This is a genomic window from Anaerolineae bacterium, assembly GCA_016931895.1.
Taxonomy (GTDB): domain Bacteria; phylum Chloroflexota; class Anaerolineae; order 4572-78; family J111; genus JAFGNV01.
Window position 1 is genome coordinate 1 of record JAFGDY010000295.1, and the last position, 12828, is coordinate 12828.

11 protein-coding genes are annotated in these 12828 nt (G+C 55.5%); all 11 read left to right on the forward strand.

What is annotated here, in order from left to right; genetic code table 11:
* The first annotated feature begins 301 nt into the window (after positions 1-301).
* On the forward strand, positions 302-1711 hold the full coding sequence (gene purB, locus JW953_22520; protein MBN1995479.1) for an adenylosuccinate lyase: 1410 nt from the start codon (positions 302-304) through the stop codon (positions 1709-1711).
* A gap of 31 nt (positions 1712-1742) precedes the next feature.
* A complete protein-coding gene (locus JW953_22525; GenBank protein ID MBN1995480.1) occupies positions 1743-4961 on the forward strand; it encodes a hypothetical protein in 3219 nt (1072 codons plus the stop codon).
* Entirely contained in the window at positions 4945-5823 is an 879-nt protein-coding gene (locus JW953_22530; GenBank protein MBN1995481.1) for a hypothetical protein, read from the forward strand. The genes JW953_22525 and JW953_22530 overlap by 17 nt, the downstream gene beginning before the upstream one ends.
* Positions 5798-6835, forward strand: a complete 1038-nt coding sequence (locus JW953_22535) for a hypothetical protein (GenBank protein MBN1995482.1) — start codon at positions 5798-5800, stop codon at positions 6833-6835. The genes JW953_22530 and JW953_22535 overlap by 26 nt, the downstream gene beginning before the upstream one ends.
* A gap of 11 nt (positions 6836-6846) precedes the next feature.
* Positions 6847-7605: an HAD family hydrolase gene (locus tag JW953_22540; GenBank protein ID MBN1995483.1), complete on the forward strand. Its 759-nt coding sequence runs from the start codon at positions 6847-6849 to the stop codon at positions 7603-7605.
* Positions 7606-7665: 60 nt separating this feature from the next.
* Positions 7666-8454 (forward strand): sortase, encoded by a 789-nt coding sequence (locus JW953_22545; protein ID MBN1995484.1) that lies wholly within the window; start codon positions 7666-7668, stop codon positions 8452-8454.
* 239 nt (positions 8455-8693) lie between these two features.
* Positions 8694-9461, forward strand: a complete 768-nt coding sequence (locus tag JW953_22550) for a hypothetical protein (protein ID MBN1995485.1) — start codon at positions 8694-8696, stop codon at positions 9459-9461.
* A gap of 22 nt (positions 9462-9483) precedes the next feature.
* Positions 9484-10101 (forward strand): aminoacyl-tRNA hydrolase, encoded by a 618-nt coding sequence (locus tag JW953_22555; protein MBN1995486.1) that lies wholly within the window; start codon positions 9484-9486, stop codon positions 10099-10101.
* A gap of 85 nt (positions 10102-10186) precedes the next feature.
* On the forward strand, positions 10187-11377 hold the full coding sequence (locus tag JW953_22560) for a thiolase family protein (GenBank protein MBN1995487.1): 1191 nt from the start codon (positions 10187-10189) through the stop codon (positions 11375-11377).
* 57 nt (positions 11378-11434) lie between these two features.
* Positions 11435-12484 (forward strand): hypothetical protein, encoded by a 1050-nt coding sequence (locus tag JW953_22565; protein ID MBN1995488.1) that lies wholly within the window; start codon positions 11435-11437, stop codon positions 12482-12484.
* A 173-nt stretch (positions 12485-12657) separates the two neighbouring features.
* Positions 12658-12828 (forward strand): hypothetical protein (locus JW953_22570; GenBank protein ID MBN1995489.1); only part of this gene is annotated, 171 nt, incomplete at its 3' end.

Here is a 12828-nt window from a genome sequence, read left to right on the forward strand (position 1 = left end):
ATTTGAATACCGATTAGCTTGACCTTTATTATCCCATATTTTCTTGTTAATGTTAAATCTTATGTCACTGCAAAAGTCGAGTAATGAAACAACTTTTCCCTTGGCTATGCCGGGACTCGGAGGAGGTGGGGGAAACTCACCGGGAGACTGCAAATACCGATGAATCCCTACAAGTACAAACTATTGATTTAACGCTTGTTTCAAAAACAGCAATCGCGCTATTGTATCAATTCTAACGCCCCTCGTCAATTGCCTTGCTCCTCTCATCGGCCTGTGTTATACTGTGTGTTGCGAGGCGGCTATGACCGAACCATTCACCCACCAAACCTTTCTTTCCCCCTTTACCTGGCGCTACGGCAGCAACGAAATGCGCCAAATTTGGAGCGAAACTCACAAACGGCAATTGTGGCGGCAATTGTGGGTGGCCCTGGCCCAGGCCCAACAATCCGTTGGGCTGGTGACGCAGGCCCAGGTAGACGATTTATTGGCCCACGCCGCCGAAATAAATATTGACCGGTCCGCCGAAATTGAAGCCGAAATCCACCACGACTTGATGGCCGAAGTCAAAACTTTTGCCGAGCAGTGTCCGGTGGGCGGCGGCATCATTCACCTGGGCGCCACCTCTATGGACATAGAAGACAACGCCGACGCCCTACGCCTGCGTGAAAGTCTGGATTTGATTTTGGTCAGGCTGACCGCTCTCCTGATCGAATTGGCCGCCCAAATTGAGCAGTGGGCCGACACCCCCATTATCGGTTTTACCCATCTCCAACCCGCCGAGCCGACTACTCTGGGGTATCGCCTGGCCCAATATGGCTTTGATTTGCTGACCGATTTGGCCGAACTGCGTCGCGCGCGGGACGGCATCCGGGGCAAAGGGTTCAAAGGCGCGGTGGGCACGTCGGCCTCATATCAAGAACTATTAGCCTCGGCGGATGGTTCAGGTTGGCCCGTAGCCCGCCTGGAGGCAGCAATTATGGCCGCCATTGGCCTGGAACCTTTCCCCGTAGCCACCCAAACCTACCCCCGCAAACAGGATTGGCTGGCGCTGAATGCCCTGGCCGGGCTGGCCGGTTCGCTTTACAAATTTTCCTTTGACCTGCGCCTGTTGCAAGCTCCCTGCCTGGGCGAGTGGGCCGAACCGTTTGGCCGGCATCAGGTTGGCTCCAGCGCCATGCCCTTCAAGCGCAACCCCATCAACGCCGAAAACATTAATAGCCTGGCCCGTTTTGTGGCCGGCCTGCCCCGCGTGGCCTGGGACAACGCGGCCCATTCATTGCTGGAACGCACGTTGGACGACTCGGCTAACCGGCGGGAGATATTCCCCGCCGCCTTTTTGGCCACCGATGAAATTTTGCGCCGGGCGACTCGATTGGTGCGCGACCTGCGGGTTGACGAAACGGCCCAGGCCCGCAACCTGGAAAAGTACGGCACCTTTGCCGCCACCGAACGGGTGTTAATGGCTGCGGTCAAAGCCGGGGCCGACCGCCAGGCAATGCACGAAATTATCCGCCAACACAGTCTGTCCGCCTGGGCCGAACTGGCTGCGGGCGGCCCCAACCCCTTACCCGCCCGCCTGGTCAGGGACGAGAGAATTACTCGCTACCTCCCCCCGGAGCAGGTTGCCACGTTATTGAACGCCGGCCAATACGTGGGTGATGCCCCGGAACGGGCCAGAGAGTTGGCTAAACAAATAAAAACGGTGATATAATACGGCAAATAACTGAAAGGAGCAATCACTCATGTTACTACGCGGCACACTTTTGGCAGAGTCGCCTATTTATCGCGGCAATGCCCGCAAAACGCTTTTTACCAGGGACGGCGACGGCACCCAGCGCCTGGTCTCCCTGGCCGGGGAAATCCAGGGTACGGCCCAGGCCCTCATGGACGCCTTCATCGGCGAATCCCGCGACGGCCGCAACACCGGCCTGCTCAACCAGTTGTGGCAGCGTTTGTACAACTCGCCGCTGCCGCGAGGCTTGATTACCAAAGTGGATTGTAAGCTACAAAAAGAGGCCTATCCTCGAGATAATTTTTTTGACCTGCGCATGGGCGTCAGGCTCGACGAAGACCGCTGGGCCATTGAGTCTAACGCCAACTACAAAATGGAAACCCTGTACCGGAACTCAACCTTTGATTTCTCTATGGCGGTGGATGACGGCCTGTTGCAGAAAAACGACAACCAGGCCCGGCTTTATTACGTGCTGCAAGAACTCCAGGCCGGGCGATTTTGGTTTGGCGCGGGCAAAAGCAAAGGGCTGGGCCGATGCCGCTTAGACATAAAATTGCCCTTTGCCGCGCCGGAGAACCCGCCTGCTTTACGCCCCGGAACCAATCACCTCCGCTTGGCCCTCACCTTTAAGGCCAACAATCCCCTGCTGGTCGGCTGGAACTGGGGCAAGGTGGACCCCGATGTGCCCGCTTTTGCCGCCATTGACGGCCGGGTGCTGGTGGCCGCCATGCGCGACTTGCCGGACCCTATCCGCAGCCGATTGGAGATGAGCTTAAGCGGCCCTATTCTTAGCCCGGAGGATTGGAAACAAAAACTGGCCGAATATTTGCCCCGCGTTATTGCCATCTGGCTGCAAGAACGCTCCTCCGCCGAGGCCGAATCCCTGGTGCTGCCCGCTTCGGCTTTGAAAAAGTTGGGCAAAGGTAAATTTGGCCTTTCCGCAAAAGTGCTGGAGAAGCTTGAGCCGCTGGTGGGCCAACCCTTTTCTGATCGGGAATTGGCTGAGGCGGCGGTTACAGAGGCTCTGGCCGACAAGGCCAATATGGCCAATCGTGTGCTGGACGCGATGGAAGTTAAAGTGGAAGCCCGCCACGAGTTTGACCAAAAAGCCTGGCAATCTTTAGCCGCCGCAGTGGGCATGGAAGCCGACCTGGGCCAACAATTGACCGCCCGGCTTGACAGCGAGGCTGAGTTGGTTGAAATTTTGCGGGGGGCCTGTCGCCGCGCTTTGCCCCGGCTGTATGATCAAATTGACCAGCAAATCCATCTTTTGCAAAGCGACGCCTGGGTGGACGCCGAAATCGCCAGCCGGACGGAACACCTGCGCGTCAAACAAATGCTGTTGCAAGGCAAAATCAACGAACAGCAGTGGCACAACCGCCACCAATCTCCCCAGGGTATCAGCGACCGGGCCTGGCGCGATTTTTTAGATAGCCACAGCCGGGTGCGCTTTAAGCACCTGTTAAGCCCGGTGAATTTGCGCAAAAGCATTGCCAACGACGAAAACTTCATTGCCTTCCTGCAAGCTTATCGCGACCGCACCCGCCAGGAATTGGCCCAGCCCCAGCACATTGATTTTCGGGCGGGCGGCATCGGCGGGCGCGAAATGTCGAAAAAATACGGCAAACCCTACGACACAGTCTTTATGCGCATGCTCTCCTGGTCGCCCGGCCAGGATAAGGAGCGGTGGGAGGTTTATATTCCGGGCAGTACCATCAAGGGCGCGTTCCGCAAGCGGGCCTCGCAAGTACTAAAAACGTTGTGGGGTGAATCCGGCCGGACCAAAGAAGTGTTGGAAAATCTTTTTGGAGCGCAACGGCGGCGGGGCCTGGCTTTCTTCTCAGATGCCTACCTGGTTGACCCCCAAAATCCGGACCGGGCCTGGTGCTCAATGGACGGCGTTAAGATGAACCCCAGCACCGGCCAGCCCATTGAGCAGGCCAAGAGCGATTACCTGTTTGCCTACGGTGAGCAGCTTGTGTTCCAACTCCGGCTGGATTTGCAGGATATTCAATTAGAGGACCTGGAATCGGTGTCCTTGCTGCTGCATTTGCTGCAAGATTTCCAAAAAGGCGATATTCCCTTGGGCGGCGAAAAAAGCAGCGGCTTTGGCTGGGTTCAAGCTAACGTAGCCGACCTGACCTGGCTCACCGCCGGCCCGGACGACGTAGGCCAACAGTTATTTGGCAAGCAGGCTTTAACCCCGGCCGGCGTTTGGCAAAAACTGGAACTTAAAGGCCAAACGGCGGCGGATGCCTTGCCGGTGATTGACCCGCTGAAGGCGGAAACAAAAGTGTCCAAAAGCCCGCCCCAGGCCCGGGCCGGTTTTATCTCGCACCGGGCCTTTGGCGGTTACTGCGGCAGCCTGGCCGTGGAAGCCACTATCTTAACGCCCATCAGCATCCGCGAAAGCGGCGAACCATCCTTTACGGCCACGCTGAGCGACGGCCCCAGCCACGGCTACGACTTTTTTGCCCTGGCCCCGCCCGAAGCGGCCCTCCGTAACCAGGACAAAACTTACGCCCTGCCCAGCAAGAGCCTGCGGGGTATGCTGCGCCACATTTACGCCATCGCCAGCAACTCTATTGAGGACAGCCCGGACATCGGCCAGCTTAACCCCACCGACAGCCTCTTTGGCTGGGTGGGCCGGGGGCCTAACCAATCCCTGATGAGCCGGTTGGTATTCAACTTTGGCCTTTTTGAGTCGCCGGAGTTGGCCTGGTTCAAAACCCCGTACCCCTACGGCGGCTGGAAATATCAAAACGGCCAGTGGCAAAAAACAGCGGGCAACGGCGTGCCCCGCGTGCGCATTGGCGGGCACTGGCGCGTATTTCCCCATACCCCCCTGGCCCCCATTGTGGAGCAAATGGCCGACTTTCAACCGGACACGGCCCAGGCCAACTATTGCCGGGCCATTTTGCCCGGCGCGCGCGCCCGGTTTGAGGTGCGTTTCTGGAACCTGACCGAAGCGGAGTTACAGCGGCTGGCTTGGTGTGTAGCGTTAGAGCCGGAGTTGGCGCACAAAATGGGCCAAAATCGGTATCTTGGTTTTGGCAGTTTGCGCCTGCGGCTGCTGCCTGACAGCTTTTTGGTTGATTGGACCAAACGGTATGATGGCGGCCCCGATCCAAAGTGGCGACTGCCGTTTGAGGCCGACCAGTGGCTCAACCCCAAAGTCATTGAGCATTACGCGGAGCTTACCCAGGCCCTCAATGCTAAGCAGCTTTGATTGGCTGCGCCGGAGTCGCACCGGCGCAGAATTGATCGTCACTCTGAAATATCTTGAAGAGCGGCCCGATTTATTCTCCGGCGAAGAAGAAATTGGGCCGCCTCACTCTGCGCTCAACGGCCCATGCCGACGCTGTTGGCTTTATTCGCGTCAGCCGGAGCAGCCCTACTGCCCGGCCTGCCAGTTAATTCTGGACAACGTGGGGCGGTTTGCGCCGGTGTCGCGGCACGCCATTCTGATTTGGGGATATGTCAACCAGCTTCCCAAACAACTCCACCCTGGCCGGGGCTTTCAAGAACACCGCATTCTCTACACCTACATCCATGATGACCATCGCTTTTTGCTGGCCATGTACCGGCGCGGGTTAAAGCCCTGGCTGCAAGAATTGGCGCTGTATCATGGCGATACGCTCAAGGGGATGCTGCAAATTTTCCCCACCATGGGCGCGGGCGAGCAAACCGGCATGAGCGATATCCTGTGCCGGGCCATTCACCGCGAGGCCGATTTCTCCCGGGACCGGCTGCGGGTTAAATTTTTTGCCGACGCCTATGAAGTATTACGCACGCAAGACCGTGAGCGGGAGGGCATCTTGATTTTTGAGATAGCCGATTTTTTGAGCGTGCTGGAAATGGCCGCCATTTTTCGCACTGTGTTGCGCCCGGAAGAGCAAAAAATTATTTATGAACTGCTGCGCATGGAGGATGTGGAAGAAGAAAAATTTTACTGGGGCCGCCTGTTAGGGCAGCTCAACCAGGAAGCCAAAGATATGTTGAACGCCTGGAAAATAAGAAGCTGGCCCCCGGGCCGGGTAAAGCTATTATACGAACTCATTGACTATGTGGTCTTTTATCGAACAGATTAGCCTGATTCGTTATTTATGCCTGTGGCGGGTCAATCGTTCGTTAGCGCGACTTCCCCGCTGTTTGCCCGCCGAGTTATCGCTGGTATTGGGCAGCATTATTGCCGACCGCCTGCCCACGCGTGAAGCCGGTCCGTGGCGCAAGGCTCTGGCCGCCTGGTCGGGCTACCAGGGCGAGGGTCTGAATGTGTCCATTGAGCCGCCAACCGACCGGCCGGTGGAAAAATCAATCACTCTCCCGGAAGTGGCCTGGCCGATTGAAACGGTTTTGTTGGTTTATCCGGGCAAAATGTCTTACGGCCAGGACGAATTGATCCTGTGGGAACTCAAACTCCTGGGCAACAGGGCGGACCATAGTTTTTTCCTGGAAGTCATCTTGCCGGCAATGGAAGAAGCCAGCCGCACCAATAACCCTCGCTGGCATCATCAGCGCAGCCCCTGGGGGCGTTTTGATATTGACTCTATTTACGCGGCTCGCGGTTTGCAATGGGAGCCGGTGGTCAAGGGCGGCAGATTGGACCTGCGCTACCGGGCCACGCCTAACCAATGGGCCGAGGGTTTAACTTTTGAGACCCCCGCCGAGCCTCGTTTTCAACAGCTTACCTGGCTGACCCCCTTTGACCTGACCCCGGCCGCAGACGCCCTGCCCCCCTCACCCGCGCCCGACGGTAAAATCCCTCATTCTGAAAGGCCCACCGTGGCCAGGATGATGGAGGCGCTCATTACCCGGCTGGCCGTGGTGCTGCCGGGCAAACACAACACCCCCGGCGACGTATGGCCGCATTTTACCCCCGCCGAAAAAACAACCCTCCAGGAAATGATCCAACAGCAGCGCGGCAGGTCGCCCCGCGTCAGAGAAATTCGACCGGCCCCTGCCTATGAGCCAGGACGCTGGATAGGCCGGCAAAATATTGACAAATTCCCGCCGGCCAGTATCCCCTATCTTGAATTGGCCTCCATCTTGCATCTGGGCCGGCAAACCCATTTTGGCTGCGGCACATTTATGATAGACTGAGGATTTTTATTTTGACCATCAAAGCCATCACCTTTGATTTTTGGGCCACCCTTTACCAACCCAAAACCGTAAATTATAACCAACGCCTGTACCAGCTCAAAGAAGCTATTGAAGCGTACAGCGGAGAAACATTTGACCTGGCGCAATTCCAGGCGGCGGTGCAAACGGCGCGAACCACCTGGAGCCGGGCCTGGGAAGAGGAACACCGCACCATTGCCGCCGGGGAGTGGTTGGGCGTGATGTTGACCCAATTGGGAATTTCGCTGGCCCCGCCCCATTTGTTGGAAATCAAAACTCGTTTGGAAAACAGCGTGCTGGATGATTTGCCCGCGCCTGTAGCGGGGGTTGAAACGATGCTGGCCGGGTTAGCGCGGGATTACCGCCTGGCCGTCATCTCCGACACCGGCCTGACCCCGGGCCGGATCCTGCATCAAATCATGAAAAAAGATCGGCTTGATGGTTATTTTGCCCATTTCACTTTTTCCGACGAAGTGGGGTACAGCAAACCCAATGTGCGGGCCTTTTTGGCCACGCTCAAGGCGTTGGCGGCTAAACCTCATGAAGCTGTCCACATTGGCGATCTACTGCGCACCGACATTGATGGCGCTCAGAAGGTGGGTATGCGGGCGGTACAGTATATTGGCGTCAATTATGATCAGGCAGACTCTTCTTCTAAGCCGGCGCAAACCCCAATTATACCGGATGCCATTATCAAAGATTACGCCGAATTGCCGCTGCTGCTGAAACAGTGGCAGGGAGGGTCGAGCTAATCAAGGATATGTTAGGCAAGTTTTGGTAAAGCTCTATCCTGGGGTACAATAAGGTGTATCATGAAACGTAGACTCATCGCCTTAGGCATCGTCAGTCCCCTTCTCCTGGCCATGTGTATAGCCGGGATGATTATGGTAGGCCTTGTTAGCTGGTCAATTTTTGCCCCGGATAATTCCTCGCAAGACATCACCAAACTGGTCAGGGTGGGGCCGCTTTTGCCGGGTATAGAGGTTACGCCCGAAGTAAATGAAACACCCCCCAAAGTTATTACCGAGCTTGAGCCACAGCCAGAACCAGGAACGGTTGCAGCGGAAAGTCAACCCGCAGAAATCCAGGCCACCCCTTCGCCTACGCCCGATGTTGAAAAGGTGCTGGGGTTTGCCCTTCCGGCCAACTCGGTTAATTCGGTTACGCAACAGGGCATCGCCACCAGGCTGCTCATTCCCAAACTCAACCTGGACGCCCCGGTGTTGTTAGCGCCTATCCAAAATCAAACCTGGCAAGTGGATCACCTGGGCCAGGCTGTGGGACATCTGGAAGGGACAGCCCCCCCCGGTTCAAACAGCAACATTGTTCTGGCCGGGCATGTGACCCTGGCCGCCGGCGTTTACGGCCCCTTTGCCGGATTGGCCCAACTGATCTCCGGCGACCTGATTGTGGTGTATGAAGGCGATAAAAAATTTCAATACGTTGTGGAAGGTTACCAGTTGGTAGAGCGAACGGCCATCGAAGTGACCCAGCCCACCGATACCGGGCAAATAACCCTGATCACGTGCAGTAATTGGAACCGGGACGAAAACAGGTATGAGCAGCGTATTATTGTAATCGGACGCTTGTTACAAGAGTAGCCCATAAGTGATTGCCTATGAAAAGAGTCACGCATCTGGTGGCTCTTTTTTTGTTAAACAAATGAACTGATGATGGATTTTGTCATTCCGTTTAACTCGTGATACACTGCTACGCTTGGGTCTAAATTTTAGAATCGTAGGCCGAATGACCCCCTTGCGTTGAGTCAAATAGCGGTTATGGCGCTATACTGGACAAAGCAAATCTAAACTACCGCCAATCCCAAACAAAAATAGTGATTATGAAAAACCGCAAAACTATTTTGCCAAAATACAACATCCTTTTTATTCTAGCCATTTTTGCTATTTTCTGGCTCGTTCAACTCTCTGGCGCTATGGCAGCGCCACCGGCCCAAGGCGAAGACCTGGCTATTATCACCAGCCCCGCCAGCAATGCGGTGATCGGAGGCGTGGTGCAAATCACCGGCAGCGCCGACCATCCTTCGTTCCAGTTTTACATTTTGGAATTTGCGCCGGAGCCGGTAACTGGCGATCAATGGCAAATTATTGGCGACATCCACCAGGAGCCGGTGATTAACGGCGTATTGGAAACCTGGGAGACCATGCCATATCCCGACGGCAGCTATACCGTTCGCTTGCGCGTGGTGCGGCTGGACGGCAACTACAGCGAATATTTTGCCCAGCAGGTAGTGATTTCTAATGTTGTACCCACCCCCACCGACACCCCGTCGCCGGCGGCAGAAACGCCCTTCCCCACGGCCACTCCCACTGAGGCTCCACCCACCCCCACTATTGTTATTGACCAGCCGGTAGTGGACACGCCCACTCCCCGCCCGGTAGAAACCAGCGCTCCGTTAGAAGACCCCGAGGAGAGTAAATCGTTTATCCCCACCGTAACGGGTTTTTCTTTAGCGCCGCTCAGAGATACGTGCTTTTACGGAGCCGGGATCATGCTGGGTATCTTTTTATTGTTTGGCTTTTTATCGGTGCTGCGTATCTTTATTATGGGCTTTGTGGAAAGAATAAGGCGCTATCGAGGCAAAAAATAAAGTTGGGCGTTACCCGTTAAACATGCGATTATTTGGCCGTTTCAAAAAAGAAAAAGCCGGCGGGCCGGTGGAATGGCTCATTGTGGGGTTGGGCAATCCCGGCCAAAAATATATTGACACGCGCCACAACGCGGGCTGGCATTTGTTAGATACCATTGCGCGCCATCACCCGGAGTTTCGTTTTGACGAAAAACAAAACAAAGCCCTGCTGGCGCGAGCCAAACTGGCCGGGGTGAACGTGGCCCTGGTCAAACCCCAAACCTTTATGAACTTGAGCGGCGAGGCGGCGGCCCCGGTAGCCCGTTTCTACAAAGTCCCTCCCGAAAGAATTCTGGTTGCTTTTGACGATGTGGACTTGCCCCTGGCGGCGCTGCGCCTGCGGCCTAAAGGCGGGGCCGGCGGCCACAAAGGGATGCGCAGTGTAATCCAACATCTGGGCACCGAAGAATTTCCCCGGCTGCGGCTGGGCATTGGCCGCCCTCCCGGCCAGATGCCTACCGAAGCCTACGTGCTGCAAAAGTTCAAACCCGACGAATGGGCCGCCATGGTGATTACTTACGAACAAGCGGTTGAGGCGGTCAAAACGGCGCTGACCGATGGCGTTGACGCCGCCATGAATCAATATAATTTCAGGCAGTAACAACCCGCCAATAGAGCAGATTTTTCAGGATGAAAGCCTGTTGTAAAGCGGCAATCCCCAAATCAAAATTTCCCAATGAGGAACTATGCCAAACGTTTACCTTATTTCAGCCGTCAGAACGCCGATTGGCCGCTTTGGGGGCAGTTTAAAAGATATTTCGCCGGCCGAGTTGGGCAGCCACGTCATGAAGGCCGCCCTTGAGCAGGCCGGCCTGAGCGGCCGGGAGCTGGACCTGTACATCTTTGGCAATGTGCTGCGGGCCGGCCACGGCCAGCTTGTGCCCCGCCAGGCGGCCGGCCGGGCCGGCATTCCGGCGCAGATAGACGGGTATGCCGTGGATATGGTTTGTTCATCGGGCATGATGGCGGTGATCAATGCAGCCGCGATGATTAAGGCGGGCGAGGCCGACTTGATCCTGGCGGGAGGCATCGAAACGATGTCGCAGGCCGGATTTTACCTGTCGCACCGGGCGCGGTGGGGCTACAAATTTTTGTTAGGCGCGCCGGAGCAACTTCAGGATATTTTGCTCTATGATGGTTTGACCGACCCCATTGCCAACGAAGGCATGGGCCGGCAGACCGAACGCCTGGCCGCCGAATACAACCTTACCCGCGCGGAAGTGGACGAAGTAGCTTATCTCTCCCACCGGCGGGCGGCGGAAGCCACCGCCCAGGGCTACTTCAAAAAAGAAATTGTCCCCTTTGAAATAAAGACCCGCCAAAACACAAACATCCTGGACTACGATGAAGGCATCCGGGCCGACACCACCCTGGAAGCGTTGGCCCAATTACACCCTGTTTTTGACCCTGCCGGAATTTTGACCGCCGGAAACTCCAGCCAGATCAGCGATGGGGCGGCCGCTTTATTGATTGCCGGCGAAGCGGCTCTGAAAAAACACCGCCTCCAGCCCATGGCCCGCCTGCTGGGTGGAACCTGGGCCGCGGTAGACAGTTGGCGTTTTGCCGAAGCGCCAATTCCGGCAGTTAAAAAACTGCTGGCTAAATTAAACAAAACCATTGCCGACTTTGACTTGATTGAAAATAACGAAGCTTTTGGGGCGCAAAGCGTGATCTTTAGTAAAACACTGGGGGTAGCCTACCCCAAGCTCAACGTTTACGGCGGAGCCATTGCCCTGGGCCATCCCATCGGCTGTTCGGGGGCGCGAATTATGGTAACGTTGCTCAACGCCCTTCAGGAACGGGCCGGAACGTTGGGCCTGGCTTCGCTGTGCCACGGCACCGGCGGGGCTACGGCGGTAGCCGTGGAACGTTTATAATTGAAGTTGGGGAATCTCGTTAAAGCAGATAGGGATGTTACTCAGGAGGATCGGGATATGAGCAGCCAAATTGTCAGCCTGGATCAACAACACCAGCGGGTGCAATTCAATGCCTTTGAATTAGCCAATGAAATGGTCTTTTCTTATTTTAACAGATTGCCGGTGAAAGATAGAGATGAAGCCCTGCTCAAGGCCATCTCCATTGGCGTGCTGGCCTTGATTGAAGACCGGCTGGCCGCATTTCTGGCCAAAACGCAAAATGAGTTGGGCCTTGAACTGGAACACCTGAAAATCATCTTTGATATGAAAAAAGAGATTTTTTTCAAAACCGCGGTCAAGGGCCTGGCCGCCGAACAGGAAATTGTGGCTTTCCTGGACGATTACATTGCCCGGCGCCAATTGAATGACCAAATCCAGTTCACCGGCGTCACCCCGGGGGCTATTCCCGGCAATAAAACGGGCGATATTGTGTGCGTGGTCAACAACAACGCCGCACAAATCATTGCGGTTGAAGTTAAATTTGATCGCAGTCTTAAACTGGGCGATATTCAAGACCACAACATCTTCACCAGAAAATCCGATACGGTTTGGAGCCAACTCATCGAAGCCCAGGCCAACCGCCAAGCCCGGGCCGGGATCATTGTGTTTGATACGGCCCTGGTGGATACCAGTATCACCAACATTATTGACGGGGTGGGATTTATGCCGGGGGTGGGCTTTGTGGCCATTGTCGACTCCCAAAGAGGCGACTATACCAATTTGGCCATCGCCTACAATTTGGCCCGAAACATTGTGGCCAACGCCAAAAACTTTGACGACCGGGATGCCACTTTCACCTGCATTGTCCGGCGGGTCATCAAAGACATCAACAGCCTGCTTTCCATCCAAACCTACGTAGACGCCATTATCAAAAACAGCGAAAACATTATGCAAGAGTTGCAGCGGCACTATTTGTCTATGCGCTTTAGCCTGGAATACCTGGAAAAATTTATGCAAGACGGCCAATTGAGCAAGCCGGATTTGTTGGCGTTTTATGCCGGGGAGGATGTTAAACGAAAGTTTGAGGCGTTAGACGTGAATGACTTTTTTGATCAGGCCAAGTCCTGATCTTTCTGACGAGAAACGAGCGAAGAATCTCCATGCAGTATACCAAAAGCAAAGCTGTGCCGATGGAGATTCTTCGGCCTATGGCCTCAGTGAGCAGGTCGGGTTGAGGCAACGAACCCCGACTTTTTTCTGGGATGGTACAATTGGCCTGTACGACGCCCGGCAATTGACAAATTGACGCCCGCTTCTACGACCCTCACCTGGGCCAGTTCACCCAACCCGACAGCCTGGTGCCCCAGCCGGGCAACCCCATTGCCTGGAATCGTTACGCCTACGTTTACAACAACCCGGTCAACTACACCGACAGCAGCGGCCACTTTATTGATACGCTGTGGGATATCTAC